Below are 20,780 nucleotides of genomic sequence, written 5' to 3'. Positions count from 1 at the left end.
TTGAGATGAATAAGCTCAATTTCTTCATTGAAGTAAGATGTATCATCAATGGATTCAAAGAGATAACCCAGAGTGACCTGGGTCATAGACGGTTAACACGCGATCTGTGGCAAGTGAGGTTCTAAAGGCGGAAGGCCATGGGCTGCTCGAGCTCGGTCACAAGCTTCATTGTGAACTTCTGATAACCATGATTGTTCAAACTCGCGGCAAGGCGTTGGTCGTTGTGTGTAAATTGAGCAAGAGACACATTCGCCAATGGTACCTGTCAATGCGGTGCAGCGCGTATTGTGTTTTTGGTTCGTCCCTTTCATTGCACTCATAAAGGGGGTGATTTGCTCAGTTAACTCTTGAGGGACTAACCCACCACCACTTTCACTCTCAGCCCAATAGAAAGAGACGCGAAAATAAGCGCAACATGCACCGCAACTTACACATGGGTTATTTTCAGGATCAGTTTTTAGTATATGAATATTGGTCATATATAAAATCACTAAAAAATATTGATGATGGTGACCCGCAGAACACGGGCTGACGTAACATAGGCAGATAGCCTAGAATCGTTACTCAGCCGCTATTATCTTACGTACTATTGACTATTGGCAAGGTATTTTAGAATTAAACACTGAAATTTATCGTTATCCATACGATAAATAAATTTAATTAAAGGCGTGAGATAAAAAAAAACCCTGTCAGCCTAAGACTCACAGGGTGTGATTGTTATTTTACTAACCGAGCCAGATAGGACGGTGAGCAGTTAATCATGAGCGAAGATTAGACGTGTTTTAGTTCGCCATCCTCTTCCTGGTTATAAATTGTTTTGTTGGTTTCACCCATTAACTGACTGGTTACGGTACCCGCAGTCATTGAACCGCTCACGTTTAATGCGGTACGGCCCATATCAATCAATGGTTCAACGGAAATCAATAATGCTACAAGCGTGACGGGGAGACCCATCGCTGGCAATACAATTAATGCCGCAAATGTTGCACCACCACCAACACCCGCAACCCCAGCGGAACTGATTGTGACGATACCAACCAAGGTGGCAATCCATAGAGGATCAAATGGGTTAATTCCCATTGTTGGCGCAACCATTACCGCCAACATCGCAGGATAAATACCTGCACAACCGTTTTGGCCGATAGTGGCACCAAAGGAAGCGGAAAAGCTAGCGATAGACTCTGGCACACCAAAACGGCGAGTTTGCGTCTCAATATTTAATGGAATACTCGCTGCACTAGAACGGCTGGTGAAAGCGAACGTTAATACTGGACCTGCTTTTTTGAAAAATTTAATCGGGCTTAGGCCAGTTACCGCAATGAAAATACCGTGGATAATAAACATTAATCCGATTGCGACATAAGAGGCAATAACAAAAGTACCTAAGTTGATGATATCGGATAAGTTAGAGCTTGCGACAACTTTTATCATTAGTGCCATTACACCATACGGTGTTAAACGCATCACTAAACGAACCAGTTTCATCGCCCAAGCTTGTAACACATCGATAGCCGCTAATGCTTTCTCACCACGCTCTTGGTCATCTTTGAATAATTGTAAGGCAGCGACACCTAAGAAGGCTGCAAAAATCACGACGCTAATAATTGACGTTGGGCTAGCCCCAGTCAGATCAGCAAATGGATTTTTTGGAATAAAGGATAAAATTAACTGTGGAACAGCTAGATCGGATACTTTACCGACATAGTTATTTTGAATCGCATCAAGACGTGCGGTTTCTTGCTGGCCTTGAACCAAACCTTCGGCCGTTAAGCCAAACAGGTTAGCCATCAAAATACCAATCAGTGCGGCAATGGCTGTCGTTAATAGTAGTGTACCAATCGTTAAAAAACTAATTTTTCCTAAAGAGGAAGCCTTGTGTAGGCGTGCAACAGCGCTGAGTATTGAGGCAAATACCAATGGCATAATAACCATTTGTAATAATTGCACATAACCATTACCGACGATATTAAACCAGAGAATGGAATCCTTCAGCGTTTGGTGACCAGTACCATACACATAGTGTAGCGCTACACCATAAGCAACACCGAAAACCAAGCCTAATAAAACTTTTTTAGATAGACTCCAGCCCTTTGCCCCTAATTTTGCTAGCAGTATAAGCAGTGCTACAAAGATGAGCACATTAATTATTAAAGGAATATTCATTCCGAACTCCAATCGCAGTTTTTGAATTATGTTATTAGCACTGTAAACCTTAAAGGTTATAAGGGATTAGCTTATCCTAACAACTGGTTATATGTTAACAGTAGATAAAATACAATTCTTATAATGAAAAGTAATAACATATAAAGATTGATACTTACAGTATATTACAAAACGATTGATTAGGTAGGTAAGTATGTATCTATTTGATTATGAATATATTTTATGACGCTATCAAATTGTGAGTGCAGATCAAAGTTGTAGCCAGCAGGTAGAAGGCAAGCACAAACCGTCAATGCAATAGCAACAAAGCGCTCAGCCCGTTTATTTGACTTACTACGCAGTAGTGGCAGGCAAAAACGCAACGGCAGTGGCCATAGGAATGGCACTCCAGAAGGCGTTAGTATATCTGCAATTAAGTGGCTGATATAACCGAGTAAGAATGCTTGCAGTAAATCATTCGGGATAGCCCATTGTGATGGTAACCACTGGTAGCAGGCGATCATTAATAGTAGCCAAGCAATCAAGCTATGCGTGAATCCACGGTGTCCGCATAATTTAGAAATCGGTATTGATAAGATCCTTAATAGCCGCCCTGGAATAGAAGAAGGGTGATCGATATCTGGCAATAAGGCACCCAGCAGAACGCCTGGCACCATATGTAGCCAGTCACCTTGAGCAAGCTCAGTCGTGATTTCTAGCTTATGTGCCATTATTAATGAGGCGACAGAAAATAGCAGGTGCCCTTCAGCAGTCATGGTGGATAAATTACCATCTGTTTATCTATACAGTTAGGCGGGAAGTATAAAGTGTTTACAAGGAATATGATAGGTGAGTAGCGAAAAAAACGCTTATTTATTAGCGAATAACATCAGAGCTTTATACTTTTTCGTAATATCCCTATCAAAAAATGATAGGGATTAGATAAAAAAAGAAATGAATAAAAATTAACGCAAATGTTTTTCAGTTAATTCATTGAGTGAAGATAGCTTAACATCAGCGAGGCCCCAACGCGGGTCATTAAAATGTTGTTTATCGGGTACGACGATCGAGCGCATCCGTGCTGCTTTAGCGGCAATCATGCCATTAAAGGAATCTTCTAATGACACACAATGAATAGGCTTGGTGTCTAACAACGCTGCGGCATTCAGATAAACTTCTGGGTGTGGTTTGCTGTGAGGTAAATCAGCAGCAGAGACGACCGCAGAAAAATAATCGCGAATATCAAATAAGTTTAAGACTTTTTCCAGCATATAGAGTGGGGATGCTGAAGCGAGCGCGATATTGAGATCCATTGAACGGCACAGTTCAAGGGCATGATGCACACCAGGTAGGAGAGGACGTTGTTCCTCAACTAATCCAATGACACGGTCAATAATCATTTGCTCAACTTCTTTGAGGCTATGGCCTTGCCATGGAGAAGCGTGGTACCAAAGCTCTACAACATGGTCGATACGTAAACCGAGAGTATCAGGTAATTTATCGGCAATAGACAAGTCGATGCCTAACTGAGAAAACACCTCTCGCTCTCCCTGTGCCCAAAAAGGCTCAGAATCAATCAGCAAGCCATCCATATCAAAAATAACAGATTGGATGGTTAAATTATGGTACATGTCAAAACTCCATTCATGTATGTGTGACCTTGCCATGCTTCAATCCGTTGTATGCAGTGAAATGATGGATTGATTTCACTGGTCACTTGGTTAATGAGTGGCATACAACTTGAAATGCTTAGCCCTTTCGTGTGACGAGATATTGTAGCAAGTCATTACTTGATTATATATATCAGAACGGGGATCTTTGTTAATAGCCTTAATAAATAACAAGTTAAAAAATCTGAAAATAGTCGGAACACTATTATTCAGTGTTGTAAATTTGGTGGGTTTATGAAAATTCAGTTATGATTAGTTATAAAAAAAATTTTTTGAGGGTTAATAATGAATTACCAGACTGCAAGTTATGTCGCAATCGGCAAACGTATTCTCGGTTGGATTGTTTTTCTTGTAGCATTGCTTTCTACCTTAGCTTCACTCATCAAACTTGCAGCAATAAAAGGGCTGGAAGGTGAGGGAATTAACGCGGTCGCCAATGATTTTATTAAATTAATGGCTGAAATGACCCGTCAAAGTACACCATTTCTCAATCTGTTTTGGCATAACTCTCCCATTCCCCGAGTCTCTGAAGGGTTTGTCGGGGCGAATATCGGTTTTATAATCATTTTTATTTTTATCTTTGTTGGTATAGCGCTAAGTGCGTCGGGCCTACGAATGTATCGACAAATTAAGTTTATTCGTGAAAGTATTGAAGACCATGTGATTTTAGAAAAGGCGAAAGGTAACGACGTTTCGAAAGAGGAATTGGAAGCCAAGGTTACGATCCCTCGTCATACCATTTTTACTCAGTTCTTTATTCTGTATTTTTGGCCGATCGTGTTAGGTGTCGCAATTTATTTCGCGTTAAAATTTTTGAATTGGTAATCAGTCAGGCCCAGTCAAACAAAACTGGGCCAAAACACGTCGTTACTTTTCACCAAGTAACTCATCGGTAATCGTTCGAGCATGCAAGTAGCTCTTTTCAAGCCCAAATATGTTTGACTGACAAAGTAAATAGTACAGTTGATAAAGGGGCTGCCTATCGAGAAAACCGCTTGGTAATGGCCAAACACTTTGATAGCCATCTATAATCTGGATTGGTAATTCTTGATACAGCGGTAACATTGCGATATCACATTCTCTATCCCCCCAATAACAAGCGGGATCATATAAAATACCGTTTTGCTCCAAGGTAATAGCGCAATTGGCAGGCCATAAATCACCGTGTAACAATGAGGGTTGAGGCTGATGTCCTGCAAGGCGTTTTTTGACAATATCAACGATTTGTTGAATATCACCAAATACCATACCTTTTTCTGCTGCAAGTTGTAATTGTAGGCCAATGCGTTTTTCAGCAAAAAACGAGTTCCAACGCTTTTCCCATCCGTTTGGCTGAGTGATGGTCCCTAACATGGTGTCAAAGTCAAAACCATAACTAGGCTGCTCTTCCCATTGGTGAAGTTGTGCTAATTGTTGACCAAAGCGCCATGCATTGGTTGCATCAAATTTTTTCAACGGAAAATATTCGAGTAGCAGGAAGCTATGGTGTTTATTACTCCCGACGCCGTAGACTTTTGGCACGGTGATAGTATTGCTTTTGGCAAGCATCTCAAGCTGCTCAGCTTCTTGTTTAAACAAAGGCAAAAATTCACGCAGGTTCTGTTTGACGAAAATGGTATGTTCACCATAATCGATTTTCATCGTGTGATGAATGTCTCCTCCAGACAGGATCTCTTTGTTATGAAGTTCTGCTTCACCCAAGTGTTCGCTTAATAAACGATACATTGCTTGCCACATGACACACCTCGCTTTGCTTTGGTCTTCATTAACACAATTCTATAGCGACAGTTTAGGAATTAACAGCAATAATTATTTAAAAAGAAGAGCCTATCACGAAATTACCCAGTGATAACATTTGATGGAATATGGTTTTTTTGAAAATTTGTTGTAATTAAATAATCATTATGACGTTGATAAATCATCGTAATTAAATATTGAAATATGACAATAAATAGAGTGAATTAAATTTGAGTCGTAATAATGACATATTTTTAAGTCTATTTGCCTATTAATAAAAATAATGGCTTATTGTTATTAATATTATTTGCTATATTTTTCTATGTATATAATTAAATAAAATTTAATCAAAATTAGATTGTAATTATTTGATGTTCATTATTTGTAATATTTTAAATTTAAAAGAGTAATGAAAATGAAAGAAAAAATTGAAAATTACACTGGCCCGGCTGCGGGCTGGGGCGCGGTAAAAGCCGTCGCGGAAGCCATTAGAGGCCAAATGGATATTGGTCATGATGTGATAGCAATGTTTGAAATGAATAAACCTCAAGGATTTGATTGCCCAGGTTGTGCATGGCCTGATCCAAAACATTATGCCTCATTTGATATCTGTGAAAATGGCGCAAAAGCCATGTCATGGGAAGCAACATCAAAAAGAACCACACCTGAATTTTTCGCTAAATATTCTGTTTCCGAATTATTAAAATGGGATGATTACGATTTAGAAAACGAAGGTCGATTAACGCATCCAATGAAATATAATGCACAAACTGACCATTATGAGCCGATTGAATGGGAAGACGCATTTGCACAAATAGGTCAGCTTTTATCAAGTTATCCTGATCCAAACAGTGTAGAGTTTTATACTTCAGGTCGTACGTCAAATGAAGCCGCGTTTCTCTATCAACTGTTTGCGAGAGAATACGGTACTAATAATTTTCCCGATTGCTCCAATATGTGCCACGAACCAACGAGTGTTGGGCTTGCTGCATCGATAGGTGTTGGTAAAGGTACGGTTTTGCTGGAGGATTTTGATAAGGCCGACTTAGTCATTTGTATTGGTCATAATCCGGGAACGAATCACCCAAGAATGTTAAGTTCATTGCGTGAGGTGTCAAAACGAGGCGCTAAAATCATTGCCATTAATCCGTTGAAAGAGCGTGGATTGGAGCGTTTTGAGTACCCTCAAGACCCGATTGAAATGTTAACGTTTGAGTCAACGCGGTTAGCTGAGCACTATTATAAAGTACGCATTGGTGGTGATACCGCTTTGATAAAAGGCGTGATGCGTTGTGTGATTGAGCAGCATGAAGCTGCGATTGCACAAGGAAAAGCACCTATTTTGGATAACGAATTTATTCAAACTCATACTGTTGGTTTTGAGGCCGTTAAGCATGATGTCATGACAACAGGCTGGGAAGATATTTTACGTGTTAGTGGTCTCTCAAAAGAAGACATTGAACAAATAGCACAGTTATATATTGAGGCGGACAGAACGATCATTTGCTATGGCATGGGGATCACTCAGCATCAACATGGTACGCAAAATATTCAACAATTGGTCAATTTACTCTTGCTAAAAGGCAATATTGGTCGTGAAGGGGCGGGTATCTGTCCTTTACGTGGGCACTCCAATGTTCAGGGTGACCGTACTGTCGGGATCACCGAAAAACCAAGCCAATCTTTCTTGGATAAACTTGAGCAGCGCTTTGGATTTAAACCACCAGCTCAGTTTGGTCATGCCGCAGTTGCAAGCATGCAGGCAATCGCGGAGGGAACAGCTCGCGCACTGATCTGCATGGGAGGAAATCTAGCAGTAGCAATGCCTGATCAAGATGCTTGTTTTAATGGCATGAAAAAATTAGATTTGGCGGTACATGCAGCGACAAAACTGAATCGCTCACATCTATTAACGGCAAAAAATACCTTTTTGTTCCCTGTATTAGGGCGTACTGAACGTGACATGCAAAAAACAGGGCCACAAAGTATTACAGTGGAAGATTCCATGTCGATGGTACATGCTTCTCACGGTAAGTTAAAACCAGCTAGCCCACATTTAAAATCAGAATGTGCCATTGTTGCTGGTATGGCAAAAGCCACATTGCCAAATACTAAAGTGGAATGGGATGATTTTATTGATGATTACGATAAAATCCGCGACGCAATGGAAGCTGTTTTACCTGGTTTTGACGATTATAACGCGCGTATTCGTGTGCCTGGCGGTTTTCACCTCACTAACGCGGCGTCAGAACGACGCTGGCTAACGAAGTCTGGTAAAGCAAATTTCATGACCACAGAAGGGGTGATTGAAGATCCTAAATCAGCCGTGAACAGCGAGTTAATCTTAGCGACAGTTCGCAGCCATGATCAATATAACACCACGATTTATGGATTAAATGACCGTTATCGAGGCGTGTTTGGTCAACGTGACGTGATGTTTATCAGTGAAGCGCAAGCGAAAAAACAAAACTTGGCAGCTGGTGATAGGGTCAACATTATCGCACTTGATAGTGATCAAAAACGCACTCATCGCCGTTTAGATAACTTGAAAGTCGTGATTTATGATATGGCAGACCGTTGTGTTGCGACCTATTTTCCTGAAGCGAATAACCTAATCGCATTGGATAATTTTGATCCACAAAGCGGTATTCCTGCTTATAAAAATATTCCAATCGTATTGGAAAAAGTTGATGTAGCTTCTTAAGTACTCATGATTAATCTGCATAGTCAAAGGCCGCTTCTTATAGGAAGCGGCCTTTATTTTTTAATAACAAAAGAATTTTTAGGCTGATTGTAACTTTTCTTGCGGCATTTTAGCTCTTTTGCGTGTTAATACCATTTTGCTGTAGAGCAGAGCAATAATGAAATAAACCGCTTGGGTAATCACGATACAAGGGCCGGTTGCCCCATCAATGTGGAAGCTAATAATAGTACCAATCACGCTGGAAGTGACGGAGGCGATGACGGCAACCACCAACATCCATCCAAAACTTCGACATAGCACGAATGCGATGATCCCCGGTGAAATCAACATGGCAATAACCAAAATGATCCCGACGGCTTGTAGCGAGGCGACAATAGTTAAAGCAAGTAAGGACAGTAAACCATAATGAATGAGTTTAACGGGGAGTCCAATGACCCTTGCCTGATTAGGGTCAAAACAGTACAACATAAAATCTTTACGTTTTAGTAAGATTATGGCGATCGTGATACCTGCGAACCATAAGTTCTGTTTAAACTCGGCATCAGTAATTCCCAAAATATCACCGAATAAAATATGGGTAAGGTGTTGTTCTGTATCGATTTTAGCAAACATCACTAAACCGACGGCAAACATGCCGGAAAACACAATTCCCATCACGGTATCTTCTTTTATTCGACTGTTCTCTTTTAAATAACCCGTCGCGAATGCGCAAAATAGCCCTGAAATAAAGGCGCCTATAGCAAGAGGAATACCTGCCACAGAAGCGATGACGATACCTGGTAATACGGCATGAGAGATAGCATCCCCCATCAATGACCAGCCTTTTAGGACTAAAAAGCAAGATAAAATGGCGCATACAGCACCTGTCACGATGGCGGTGATGATCGCTTTTTGCATAAAAGGGAAGAGAAACGGTGCCGTTAGTAAGTCAATAAAATCACTCATTAGAGGCTCCTTGTTGCTTTATTTTATGCAAATTCTCCACTTCTTGTTTTGCTTTGCGTCGTGATGCAAAAATACCGTGTTTGGGTGCAAAGAAGAAAGCCAACAAGAAAATAATTGTTTGTAAAGTAACAATTAATCCACCAGTTGCACCATTGAGGAAATAACTCGCATAAGCACCAATTGCACTGGTTGCTGTACCAATAGCCACCGCAATGATCAATAAACGTTTAAATTGATCAGTCAGTAAGTAGGCGGTTGCCCCAGGTGTCACGACCATTGCAATAACCAAAATTGCCCCAACTGTTTGTAACGCAGCAACAGTACAGGCGCTCAGCAAGGTAAAGAAGATTATTTTTAAACGTAGTGGATTTAACCCAATTGAACGCGCGTGGCTTTCATCAAAAAATACTGCGAGTAGATCTTTCCAAAGCGCGAGTAATACAATGAAAGAGACGGCAATAATGATTTCAACTTGCAGCACATCGGCATCCGCAATACCTAAAATATTACCAAATATAATAGTCTGCACATTCACTGAAGTGGGGTTTAACGATACGATCAATAAGCCCGCAGCAAAGAAGGTGGAAAAGATAAAGCCAATTACGGCATCTTCACGCAAACGGGTGATATGCTTGATAAACGTCATCGCAAGAGCTGCCAAGATCCCAGTAAAAAAAGCACCAGCGGCGTAAGGCAACCCTAACGCATAAGCGCCTGCTACCCCAGGAACAACAGAATGGGAAAGGGCATCCCCCATTAATGACCAGCCTTTGAGCATCAAATAAGCGGACAGAAATGCACAGACGGCACCTACAATGGCACTTACCCAGATGGCTTTAACCATATAGTTGTACTCGAAAGGCTGAAGTAACAACTCGATCATTCTGAATCCTTAGGTTGGTTCGTTCTAACGGGTGCATCGTGGTCGTGACCATAGAAGACAGCAGCCCTTTCATCATCGGTAATGACCGTGATAGAGCGGGGGTCATCATCATCATGAAGCTCTTGTCCGGAGAGATTGATATGACGCAGTACGCCACCAAAAGCAACTTGTAAATTCTTTTGGGTAAAGGTGGTTTCAGTTGGGCCACTGGCCAGTACTGTACGATTAATCAAAATCACTTGGTCACAAAATTCGGGTACGCTACCTAAGTTGTGGGTTGATACTAAAATCAGGTGGCCTTCATCACGTAAACTGCGTAGTAAATCAATGATGGCATTTTCAGTTTTAACATCAACCCCAGTAAAAGGCTCGTCGAGCAACAGAACTTTACCTTGTTGAGCAAGAGCACGAGCGAGAAAGACCCGTTTTTTTTGGCCTCCAGACAGCTCACCTATCTGGCGATGCTCAAGCCCTGCTAAGTCCACGCGCTCTAGCGCTTTTTTGACTGCTTCTTTATCTTCATTTTTGGGGATACGGAAAAAGCCCATTTTACCGTAACGTCCCATCATCACTACATCAGAAACGAGCACAGGGAAGTTCCAATCAACTTCCTCTGTTTGTGGAACATAGGCGATAATATTTTCTTTTAGCGCAGCTTTAATTGGCTCGCCATTTAAAGTGACGCTACCAGATGATGGGGTGACTAACCCCATGATCGTTTTAAACAAGGTTGATTTGCCACTACCGTTGACGCCAACGAGTGCGCAAATTGAGCCACCAGTAATATTAAAACTTGCATCATAAATAGCGGTATGACCGTTGTTATACGTTACAGTGGCATCATCAACAATCAATTTAGGGTGTTCAAAGCGGTTTGAGCTACTCATCATTACTGATCAAATCCTTTCGCTATGGTGTCTACTGTTGTATTTAGCAAATCAATATAGGTGGGTACAGGGCCATCAGCAGTTGATAATGAGTCCACATACAGTACCCCACCATATTTTGCCCCAGTTTCTTTGCTAACTTGGCGTGCGGGTTTATCTGAAATAGTACTTTCGCTAAAAACAACAGGGATATTATATTCGCGTACGGTATCGATAACTTTTTTAACTTGCTGTGGGGAGCCTTGCTCTTCAGCATTGATAGGCCATAGATACACTTCTTTTAAACCGTAGTCTTTTGTTAAATAACTAAATGCACCTTCACTGGATACTAACCAACGCTTATCTTCAGGGATACGGTTAAGACGTTCGCGAAGCGGTGTATCAAGTTGTGCGATTTTTTCAGCATACTTTTTAGCGTTTGCGTTATAGATTTCTGCATTTTCTGGGTCATACTTTACCAAGGCTTTGCGAATATTTTCGATGTAAATTTTGGCATTGGCAGGAGACATCCAAGCATGAGGGTTTGGGTTTCCTTTATATTCACCTTCTCGAATTGGCATAGGTTCTATACCTTCAGTGACTACGACGGCAGGAACGTTTTGGAAATTCTCAAAGAAACGTTGAAACCACACTTCAAGGTTTAGACCATTCCATAAGATTAAGTCAGCATCATAAGCTTTCATAATATCTTTCGGGGTAGGTTGATAACCATGGATTTCTGCCCCAGGTTTAGTAATGGACTCTACGATTGCGGCATCACCCGCCACGTTTTGTGCGATATCTTGAATAATAGTAAAAGTTGTGACGACCTTAAACTTTTTAGCCAAAGCAGGTTGACTGACTAGTAGAATAGCGGATAAAGCAAAGAGAGCAGAAAGCAGTGGTTTAGAAAAGAGCGAAAATTTTTTGTTCATAGTTCAGACCCTGACATCATTGGCTTAGTGGATTTTTTAATTGTACTGTTATTAACAAAAAAGCATAACAGGATTAAAACTCAATTGATAATGATTATCAATATCAATTGGATAAAGTCAAGACAAAAAGTGTGTGATTCATCAATTATTGTGATTATATATTGGTATGAATAGAACATGTCTTAAAGTAAAAGTTAAGTAAAAATTGTTTTATTTTTCTTACGATTAGTTATTCTTCCGTCAGTTTTGTTAGCAGAGGATATCTCGGTGAAAAAAAATATCGGTGGCGCATTGGTATTTCTGTTACTGGCGGGATGCTCCAGTGAACCAGAAAAACAAGTATCAACACAACGGATGTTAAATAAAAGTAGCAATTTATCAACCGTACAGCAAAATATTTCATTCCCTCGCACGCCATTTGATGAATTTATTCGAGAATCAGCAAATCGGTATAATGTCGATGAAACGTTGATTAGAGCGATAATTGAGGTCGAATCCAACTTTAGACCTGAAGTGGTGAGTAAATCCAATGCTATTGGCCTAATGCAAATAAAAGCATCGACAGCGGGTCGTGATGCTTATCGTTATCAGGGTAAGTCGGGGGAACCGTCAAGTCATGAATTAAAAGACCCAAAAACCAATATTGATATCGGTACCACCTATATTCGTATACTTAAAGAGCAGCACCTAGCGGGGATTAATCATCCACAAACCATGTACTATGCGACTGTTGTTGCTTACGTTAATGGTGCAGGGGCGTTATTGCGAACATTTGATAATGATAAGGGCAGAGCTATTGCGATGATTAATAGTTTGACGCCTGAAGAGTTCTACCAGCACGTTCAATCTAAGCATCCAGCGCCTCAAGCTCCGCGCTATTTGTGGAAAGTGAAAAATGCCTATAATGCATTAGCCATAAACTATTGATGTGTTGCGATTAAATGTGGGAGTTGTGCGACTATTTCAACGATACCGTTGATAACGAACTGGACTCCCATACAAATTAATAAGAATCCCATAATACGAGAAATAGCATCAATCCCACCGTTACCTAACCATTTCATAATTGAAGTTGCGCCCCTTAGCGCTAACCACACGATTAGGCTGACAATAAAAAATGTCAAAACAGGAGCAACTTTTAAGATCCAAGGTGCAAATCCGACATCACCTTGCAAAGATGCCGTAGAACTAATGATGATAGCGATAGTTCCTGGTCCAGCAGTACTTGGCATGGCGAGGGGAACAAAGGCAATATTTGGAGATCGTTGACGTTTTTTAGAAATAGTCGAATCATCAGGCGCTAATGCACTAGTGTCATCATTATTTTCACTGCTAGGGAATAGCATTCCAAATCCGATAAAGGCCACAATGAGCCCACCTGCAATTCTTAAACCGGGGATGGATATACCGAATGTATTCATGACTAACTGCCCAGCATAAAAGGCAATTGTCATGATTGCAAAAACATAGATGGCAGCCAAAAGTGATTGATGGTTTCGTTGTTCTTTGGTCATATTGCCAGACAAACTGAGCATTACAGCGATTGTTGTCAGAGGGTTGGCAAGTGGTAGTAATAAAACCAATCCAATACCGATGGCCTGAAACAGTTCCAAAATATCATTCATAATAGGCAAATTAAGCTCTTATAGATGTTAACAATTTTGAGTATGAATGAGCACTATAACAAAAATTATTATTGTATGCCCCGTAAAAGCACTCCGACTGCTGTTTGCTAGTGAAGTTAACGATAAAATATTGCCATGACGAGTCTCATAATGACATTTCTAAATTACAAAGAGGTGTATTCAAATAATATGAAATAAGAGCAGTTGTTCACATTAACTGTGGATAACATTAGCATTCCATTGTGAATAACTTATCTTATTTCTTATATAACAGTTAGATAGGCTTGTGTTTTAAAAGTGTTCAATTTTTAGGGTAAAAAAAACCCTTTTTATGGGGGACATAAAAAGGGAAAGGGCATCTATTAGTAGGTTGTCAAAATTTCGATATGCTTTAAGTTATACGCTTAATTATGTTAGTTAACTATTGGTTATGTAAATTCATTAAAAGAATAAACATTTATTGTTTATTATTATCGAAATACCCATCCGTATATTATTTAACTAATTGAATATATATAAAAACATATTTTTTCTGGCAATTTAATATAGAGGTTATATGCTTACGGGGATTAATCATTTGACTCTGGCAGTCACAGATATTAAGAACAGTCTGTTCTTCTATCATTCAATATTAGGAATGAAGCTTCATGCAAGATGGAAAAATGGTGCTTACCTTACATGCGGGGAGTTATGGGTATGTCTTTCAGTCGATCCCACCCGAAAGGCCCAACGACCAGAGAAGACAGACTATACGCATTATGCTTTCACCGTATCATCAAAAGACTTTTCTACGGTAGTTGAAAAGCTACAACGTGCAGATGTTACCGTTTTGAAAGATAATCGTAGCGAAGGGGATTCGTTTTACTTTTTGGATCCGGATGGCCATAAGCTAGAAATTCATGTTGGTTCATTAATAGAGCGTTTAGCACATTGCCAAAAAGCACCTTATGAGAATATGGTGTTTTACGATTAGTGTCCTTGTTAACTGGCCTTTGCAGAATAACTATTTTTGATGCTAATAACAAAATAAGGTATTAAGGAAAAATACAATGTCTATCAAAGAAATGACATCTATAGAAGGCATAGAACAGCAGTTAGAGTTTCTATTAATCGATAGTGTTAATAGTGGAGCGTCAATCGGATTTATTGCACCATTAATGCTGAAGGACGCCCGGCAGTATTGGCAAAAGGTCGATAATGATTTACGTAAAGGTGAGCGCCTATTAGTGGTGAAATATATTGATCAACAGTTAGTTGGCGCCATTCAACTCTCTTTATGTTTAAAAGCAAATGGACGTCATCGAGCAGAAGTTGAAAAACTCATGGTACATACTGCTTTTCGGGGGCATGGTATGGCGAAACAGTTGTTGATGAATATTGAGCAGTTAGCGCTCAATCATAAACGGACATTATTGGTACTGGATACCCGAACGGGGGATACCGCGTCTCATTTGTATTGTAAACAAGGCTATATTAAAGCGGGAGAAATCCCTCATTTTGTGACAAATGCACAGCATGAATTTGAAAGTACAACACTCTTCTATAAATTATTGGACAATAACGTATCATCTTAATTTGTCTGCTTTTATTAGCAAAATACGCTTGCTAAAGTTTTCTTTACAAACAATTTTTTATTATAAAAATTGCTTTACGCCTTATGCAGTATCCTAGAGACAGTGAAACAGGACAGTTTGGGGTTGTAAATGAAAAATGTAATGACGGCTCTAACAGCCTTAGTGATGCTGATTGGTATCTCAATGGCTGCACTATTTATTGTTTTCCCACAACAATGGAAACAAAATATTTATCCTAGTGTTGCAAACCTTTTGCCGGAATCCATTAGCTCATTAATACCAAGTCGGGATGTCAATAATAATGTATGCGATAGTTTAGAAAGTAACCTACAAACGTTCGCAGACTATTTAAAGACCAATGAAGATATCGTCAGTATCAAAGGGATGAATGGGCTAGATGATCAACTCAATGGAATTCGCTCGCGTATTGATAGTATGCCAATGCAAGTGCGTAAATTAGTTTGTCAGCAAGAATATGCTCGTCTTGAAGGATTAAAAAGTGTTTTCTTTTTAGGACATAATCAGCGTTGATGGTACAAACGCACAGCCGCTTTATCCCCCCAAGATCAAAAAATATGATTGGCGACTTAAAACAAGCTAATTGATTTATGTTAGTCTACGTATGCTAGGTTGATTCAGGAAGATTGTCATGAGCATATTTAGATTACCCTTCTTAAATTGGTTAATTTTAAACGCAATTGCCTTCTATGCGCTCTACGCAAAAAACATATTGGCGTGGAGTTTTTCTGGTTGGACGGGGGTTCTAGGTATCTTAGTTGCTTTAGAAAGTTTTGGATGGATAGCCGCCAGTTTATATTATTTTTATCGTTTCAAAACGTCTCCTAATCCTATCAGCCCTGCGACAGCTTTAATTACCGAGGGCCCATTTAGATTTTCTCGCAACCCTCTCTATCTCGCTTTTACTTCAATGTGCGTTAGCTTAGCGCTATTCACTCAATCCCCCTATTTTTTGGTGTCTGGCCTAGTGTTTTGGTTAATCACCGATTTGTATACCATCCCGCAAGAAGAAAAATGTTTAGCGGAACACTTTAAAGCAGAGTGGCAACGTTATCGCCAACAGACTCGGCGCTGGTTGTAACCATACACAATAGAATCGCGACTAAAATAGCGACTAAATATTATCTCTCTTTATGACAGCTAGAGAAATATATCGCGATTGACCACATAGTTTGATTTATAGATAGGTAGAAAAAGCAATGACCAGTTATATCTGTTTGTGAATTAATGGGGTTAAGCTAAGCATGCGCACGTAGAGATAAAAAAGTTGAAATCAAACCGCTTTACACTGCGAGTTACTCAGTATTCAGCGGGGTAAAAGTTGCTGCATTGAGTAAAGGTTCTGTGGTTATTTTTTATTAATAATTTGCTCAATAGATGCACACACTATGAATATTGAAACTTTCTTATCTTTATCGATGTTTTCTTTCGTAACCTCCATCACGCCTGGACCCAATAATATTATGTTGCTTGCGTCAGGAATGAACTTTGGATTGAAACGGACTATGCCGCATGCTTTAGGGGTATCCCTTGGCTTTTTTGTGATGTTGGTTGCTGTTGGCCTAGGTGTAGGGGCCTTAATTCAATCTTCAGAAGTGGTTTACAATATTCTGAAATATATAGGCATTATTTATTTATTGTGGCTGGCATGGAAAACGACGATTAGCCGTTCAGTTGGCTCACCGAAAGACGGTAATGAAAAGCCATTAACCCTATTAGAAGCCGCACTCTTTCAATGGGTTAACCCTAAAGCCTGGATGATGGCCGTGTCAGGGATGGCTTTGTATACAGAATCTATGAATCCTTATAGCTCCATGTTGATAGTCGCCATTATTTTTAGTTTGATTAATTTTCCGTGTGTGACGATTTGGGCAATGTTTGGTAGTGAATTAAGAGAGCGATTGAAAAATCCACAGGTATTGAAAAAATTTAACCTAGTGATGGGGTTATTATTAGCAGCCAGTGCAATATCTGTTCTTTTTCAATAATCAAATCATACGAGTACTATTGTCCATGATGGGATGGTTAAATAGTACTCATATTTAAACTATGTTGTTTTGTCGGTAGCTTTATTGATATTAACGCGAGTGGCTTGAATCTCGATATGTTCTTTTTTATCGCTGATATTTTGCTTGATGTTTTGAGAATGAATACCCAAACGTTCATCGATTTGCTTGGTTGCTTGATCTTTAATTGCTTTTTGTGTGTCACAACGGCCGGAGATTCCAATTTTTTGATCCAACATTTTATTCCTAGCGGCTTTTTTTAAATGGCAATCAGCTAAAGAGGCTGTTGATACAAAAAAAAGTCAGTAACAGTATAATTTTTTCATAAAAACACCCCATAAAAAAACCGATGATAGAGATCTATCTCGCGGCGGCAAGAAATTAACGGTGACAAAGTATATTGCTGATTATTGATAGTTTTTAAGGATATCAATAACGCTAAGTCGATACTGAGATAATCTGTTGGTTAATCCATCATGATTTGAGTGTAGAGAGGCTCTTACATTAAAGAGCCTCTCTTCTTAATAAAGGGATAAAGAGAGCCATTATTGCGTTAATTGCTTAAATTAACATCAATAACTTGGTAGAAAGCATTATTGGTATCAGCAACATCCCATATTGCGAGAATAACATGGTAGCCTTCTCGGTCCGTCGGAATATAACATTTAAACTCTATATTTTCTTTTGTGGGTGGATTAATGCCACTCACACTGATTGGCTCAGGATCACAAATAGAGTTTTCTAAATCAAATGCTGCTCGAGTTAAAGCTTCTGATTGATTCCAATCGGCTTTAGTGATGAAAAAACGCCATGAAGCCGATGTATGGCTCATTGTTAGATACCAAACGAAAGTATTCTCGCCGGTTTTCATATCAACTTTTGTCCAACGATCTGGGGTTTGTACATCCAACTCAGAATAGGTTGAAATATTTCCGCTCGCAATATGACCATCTGGAGGGCCAGCTTCTGGAAAACCTTTATAACCTTCAATACTTTGTGGGTCAGATGTGCCTCTAATACCACAATCAAAGTTGGTTGGTTCTTTGCCATTTCCATAGCCATTATAGCATTGGTAAGCACGGCTTTCAGGGCTTAACACGTAACCATGAGCACTCACTTGGGATGACGACAGGAGTAACATAACACCAATAGCACAGAACGATAGTATAGCGTTACATAAGCTTTTCATATTACACCTCACTTATGCTCCTTATAAGTCAAGTTGTGCAGATAATAAGATTGGCAACGACGCTATCTGAGTTAATTCACTATTAACGATTATCAGATCTGATTATGTGTTGTCTAAGCACAACCTAATTTATTTGGAGTCAATGTCAGTTAGATAATTACTGTTTGCTGACTTGTCGCTGAGTATACGGCTAGGCTAGCGATGATGAATATCAGCAACTTTATATTTACGCTTTTCAATGGGGTGAGTTGCTGAATAATTTTGTGCAGTATTGATTAAATTTTCGGTCCTTTTTATACAGGCATATCTTTTTTAGCGGCTTTATATAATGGATTAATAATCTTATCTCTCTATCGCCTTAAAATATGTCTGTGTTATTATTGTCTTTGAGTTGCATTTAATGTGCATAGTATTTTTGTCATTTGTGTACAGACTGGTGTGCATACCTCGCATTGTGCAGCGAGAAATTAAAGGTAACGTATTGATTTATAAACTTTGGAATAATCAAGCAAGTGATCTTTCGTGTGGGTCACCACTGCTGATAAGGATTTATTAATGCCTGTTATTACTCTTCCTGATGGAAGTCAGCGTCAGTTCGACCATGCCGTTTCTGTCATGGATGTTGCGCGCGATATTGGCGCAGGTCTAGCAAAAGCGTGTATCGCGGGTCGTGTAAACGGTGAGCTAGTTGATGCTTGTGAAATCATCGAAAATGATGCCAATCTATCCATCATCACAAGTAAAGATGACGATGGCCTTGAAATTATTCGTCACTCTTGTGCTCACTTGTTAGGTCATGCCATTAAGCAACTTTGGCCAAATACCAAAATGGCTATCGGTCCAGTGATTGATAACGGTTTTTACTATGATATTGATCTGGACTATGCGCTGACGCAGGAAGATTTGGAGAAGCTTGAAAAGCGCATGCTGGAGCTTGCCAAAACAGATTATGACGTAATTAAAAAACGTGTTTCTTGGGCTGAAGCTCGTGAAACATTTGTTGCGCGTGGTGAAGATTATAAAGTGGAAATTCTTGATCAAAATATTAGTCAAGATGATCGTCCTGGTTTATATCACCACCAAGAATATATTGATATGTGTCGCGGTCCACACGTGCCAAACATGCGTTTCTGTCATCACTTTAAATTACAAAAAGTGGCAGGCGCATATTGGCGTGGTAATAGCGATAATAAAATGTTGCAACGCATTTACGGCACCGCATGGGCAGATAAAAAACAATTGAATGCCTATTTGCTTCGTCTTGAAGAAGCCGCTAAGCGTGACCACCGTAAAATTGGTAAGCAATTAGATTTATACCATATGCAGGAAGAAGCGCCAGGTATGGCATTCTGGCACAATGACGGTTGGACTATCTTCCGTGAATTGGAAACCTTTGTACGTACTAAATTAAAAGCTTATAACTATCAAGAAGTGAAAGGTCCATTCATGATGGATCGCGTACTTTGGGAAAGAACAGGACACTGGGAAAACTATAAAGACGCGATGTTTACAACCTCTTCAGAGAACCGTGAATATTGTGTTAAACCAATGAACTGCCCAGGACATGTGCAAATTTTCAACCAAGGTTTGAAATCTTATCGTGATTTGCCGTTAAGAATGGCGGAATTCGGTAGCTGCCATCGTAACGAACCATCAGGTGCACTGCATGGATTAATGCGCGTACGTGGTTTCACACAAGACGATGCGCATATTTTCTGTACCGAAGAGCAAATTTTAGGTGAAGTCACTAACTGCATTAAAATGATTTATGACGTTTATGCAACTTTTGGTTTCGAAAAAATAGTTGTTAAATTGTCTACACGCCCAGAGAAACGTATCGGTACTGACGATATGTGGGATACCGCAGAAGCGGATCTGGCTCAGGCATTAAAAGATCAAGGTATTGAATTTGAATACCAACCAGGGGAAGGGGCATTCTACGGTCCTAAGATTGAATTCACGCTGTATGACTGCTTAGACCGTGCTTGGCAATGCGGAACTGTCCAGTTGGACTTCTTCTTACCAGGGCGTCTCAATGCATCTTATGTCGGTGAAAACAACGAACGTATCGTTCCTGTGATGATTCACCGTGCGGTATTAGGTTCTCTTGAGCGTTTTATCGGTATTTTGACAGAAGAATATGCAGGTTTCTTCCCAACTTGGTTAGCGCCGCAACAAGTCGTTGTGATGAATATTACGGATGCTCAATCAAATTATGTTCAAGAATTAGTTAGCAAGCTACAAAGTGTTGGCATTCGTGCGAAAGCGGATTTACGTAATGAGAAAATCGGCTTTAAAATTCGCGAACACACCTTGCGTCGTGTTCCTTACATGCTAGTTTGTGGTGATAAAGAAGTTGAATCAGGTAAAGTCTCTGTTCGTACCCGTCGTGGTAAAGATTTAGGCAGCCTAGATGTTAATGAATTTACAAGCAAACTGCTGGAAGAAATTCGCAGTCGTCAGCTCAATCAGATGGAGGAATAAGG

The 20,780-nt window shown here is 39.8% G+C and carries 21 protein-coding genes; 9 read left to right on the top strand and 12 right to left on the bottom strand.

Going from position 1 to position 20,780, the window contains the following annotated elements:
- Window positions 1-92: 92 nt before the first annotated feature.
- The 4 genes from G3341_RS12100 to hxpB all read right to left on the bottom strand — a co-directional run bounded on the left by G3341_RS12100 (window position 93) and on the right by hxpB (window position 3,773).
- Window positions 93-479, bottom strand: coding sequence for a YkgJ family cysteine cluster protein (locus G3341_RS12100; RefSeq protein WP_163862076.1), 387 nt, complete (start codon window positions 477-479; stop codon window positions 93-95).
- Between the two features lie 292 nt (window positions 480-771).
- Window positions 772-2,163, bottom strand: a complete 1,392-nt coding sequence (locus G3341_RS12095; RefSeq protein WP_154621828.1) for an L-cystine transporter — start codon at window positions 2,161-2,163, stop codon at window positions 772-774.
- 179 nt (window positions 2,164-2,342) lie between these two features.
- A complete protein-coding gene (locus G3341_RS12090) occupies window positions 2,343-2,918 on the bottom strand; it encodes a metal-dependent hydrolase (protein WP_154621829.1) in 576 nt (191 codons plus the stop codon).
- 189 nt (window positions 2,919-3,107) lie between these two features.
- The gene (hxpB, locus tag G3341_RS12085) at window positions 3,108-3,773 is read right to left on the bottom strand and encodes a hexitol phosphatase HxpB (protein WP_154621830.1); all 666 of its coding nucleotides are present in this window, start codon (window positions 3,771-3,773) and stop codon (window positions 3,108-3,110) included.
- A gap of 324 nt (window positions 3,774-4,097) precedes the next feature.
- On the opposite strand from hxpB, the gene G3341_RS12080 reads away from it, so the two are divergent.
- Window positions 4,098-4,637: a YniB family protein gene (locus G3341_RS12080; RefSeq protein WP_154621831.1), complete on the top strand. Its 540-nt coding sequence runs from the start codon at window positions 4,098-4,100 to the stop codon at window positions 4,635-4,637.
- 42 nt (window positions 4,638-4,679) lie between these two features.
- Here the strand turns inward: G3341_RS12080 and G3341_RS12075 are convergent, their stop codons facing one another.
- Window positions 4,680-5,549, bottom strand: a complete 870-nt coding sequence (locus G3341_RS12075; protein ID WP_154621832.1) for a fructosamine kinase family protein — start codon at window positions 5,547-5,549, stop codon at window positions 4,680-4,682.
- Window positions 5,550-5,964: 415 nt separating this feature from the next.
- Here G3341_RS12075 and G3341_RS12070 point away from each other — a divergent pair, with 415 nt between their 5' ends.
- Entirely contained in the window at window positions 5,965-8,253 is a 2,289-nt protein-coding gene (locus G3341_RS12070; protein WP_163862073.1) for an FdhF/YdeP family oxidoreductase, read from the top strand.
- Between the two features lie 78 nt (window positions 8,254-8,331).
- Here the strand turns inward: G3341_RS12070 and G3341_RS12065 are convergent, their stop codons facing one another.
- The 4 genes from G3341_RS12065 to G3341_RS12050 are packed head-to-tail and all read right to left on the bottom strand — an operon-like array spanning window position 8,332 to window position 11,882.
- Window positions 8,332-9,198 (bottom strand): metal ABC transporter permease, encoded by an 867-nt coding sequence (locus G3341_RS12065; RefSeq protein ID WP_154622294.1) that lies wholly within the window; start codon window positions 9,196-9,198, stop codon window positions 8,332-8,334.
- Complete coding sequence (locus G3341_RS12060; RefSeq protein ID WP_154622293.1) at window positions 9,191-10,081, bottom strand: metal ABC transporter permease; 891 nt, start codon at window positions 10,079-10,081, stop codon at window positions 9,191-9,193. The genes G3341_RS12065 and G3341_RS12060 overlap by 8 nt, the downstream gene beginning before the upstream one ends.
- Window positions 10,078-10,968, bottom strand: a complete 891-nt coding sequence (locus G3341_RS12055) for a manganese/iron ABC transporter ATP-binding protein (protein WP_154622295.1) — start codon at window positions 10,966-10,968, stop codon at window positions 10,078-10,080. The genes G3341_RS12060 and G3341_RS12055 overlap by 4 nt, the downstream gene beginning before the upstream one ends.
- 2 nt (window positions 10,969-10,970) lie before the next feature.
- Window positions 10,971-11,882, bottom strand: coding sequence for a metal ABC transporter substrate-binding protein (locus G3341_RS12050; protein ID WP_154622292.1), 912 nt, complete (start codon window positions 11,880-11,882; stop codon window positions 10,971-10,973).
- A gap of 267 nt (window positions 11,883-12,149) precedes the next feature.
- Here G3341_RS12050 and G3341_RS12045 point away from each other — a divergent pair, with 267 nt between their 5' ends.
- Entirely contained in the window at window positions 12,150-12,809 is a 660-nt protein-coding gene (locus G3341_RS12045; protein WP_163862070.1) for a transglycosylase SLT domain-containing protein, read from the top strand.
- Here G3341_RS12045 and G3341_RS12040 read toward each other — a convergent pair.
- Entirely contained in the window at window positions 12,803-13,507 is a 705-nt protein-coding gene (locus G3341_RS12040; protein ID WP_154622290.1) for a MarC family NAAT transporter, read from the bottom strand. The two genes, G3341_RS12045 and G3341_RS12040, sit on opposite strands and share 7 nt — an antisense overlap.
- Window positions 13,508-14,063: 556 nt before the next feature.
- On the opposite strand from G3341_RS12040, the gene fos reads away from it, so the two are divergent.
- From fos to G3341_RS12015, 5 genes are all read left to right on the top strand, one after another.
- Window positions 14,064-14,480 carry a fosfomycin resistance glutathione transferase gene (gene fos / locus G3341_RS12035; protein WP_163862067.1) on the top strand — a complete coding sequence of 139 codons (417 nt, stop codon included), beginning with the start codon at window positions 14,064-14,066 and terminating at the stop codon, window positions 14,478-14,480.
- A gap of 76 nt (window positions 14,481-14,556) precedes the next feature.
- Entirely contained in the window at window positions 14,557-15,081 is a 525-nt protein-coding gene (locus tag G3341_RS12030) for a GNAT family N-acetyltransferase (protein ID WP_163862064.1), read from the top strand.
- A gap of 129 nt (window positions 15,082-15,210) precedes the next feature.
- Entirely contained in the window at window positions 15,211-15,612 is a 402-nt protein-coding gene (locus G3341_RS12025; RefSeq protein WP_154623094.1) for a hypothetical protein, read from the top strand.
- Between the two features lie 118 nt (window positions 15,613-15,730).
- A complete protein-coding gene (locus G3341_RS12020; RefSeq protein WP_163862063.1) occupies window positions 15,731-16,180 on the top strand; it encodes a methyltransferase family protein in 450 nt (149 codons plus the stop codon).
- Between the two features lie 307 nt (window positions 16,181-16,487).
- Window positions 16,488-17,087 (top strand): LysE family translocator, encoded by a 600-nt coding sequence (locus tag G3341_RS12015; RefSeq protein WP_154623091.1) that lies wholly within the window; start codon window positions 16,488-16,490, stop codon window positions 17,085-17,087.
- Window positions 17,088-17,146: 59 nt separating this feature from the next.
- Here G3341_RS12015 and G3341_RS12010 read toward each other — a convergent pair whose 3' ends face one another.
- The gene (locus G3341_RS12010) at window positions 17,147-17,344 is read right to left on the bottom strand and encodes a hypothetical protein (protein ID WP_163862059.1); all 198 of its coding nucleotides are present in this window, start codon (window positions 17,342-17,344) and stop codon (window positions 17,147-17,149) included.
- Window positions 17,345-17,658: 314 nt separating this feature from the next.
- On the bottom strand, window positions 17,659-18,294 hold the full coding sequence (locus tag G3341_RS12005; protein ID WP_154623354.1) for a lytic polysaccharide monooxygenase: 636 nt from the start codon (window positions 18,292-18,294) through the stop codon (window positions 17,659-17,661).
- Window positions 18,295-18,849: 555 nt separating this feature from the next.
- Here G3341_RS12005 and thrS point away from each other — a divergent pair.
- The gene (gene thrS, locus G3341_RS12000) at window positions 18,850-20,778 is read left to right on the top strand and encodes a threonine--tRNA ligase (protein WP_163862056.1); all 1,929 of its coding nucleotides are present in this window, start codon (window positions 18,850-18,852) and stop codon (window positions 20,776-20,778) included.
- Window positions 20,779-20,780: the final 2 nt, after the last annotated feature.

The sequence above is a fragment of the Providencia vermicola genome, from assembly GCF_010748935.1.
Classification (GTDB): domain Bacteria; phylum Pseudomonadota; class Gammaproteobacteria; order Enterobacterales; family Enterobacteriaceae; genus Providencia; species Providencia zhejiangensis.
Note: the sequence above shows the minus strand (reverse complement) of the source record. Positions and strands in the feature narration are given on the sequence as shown.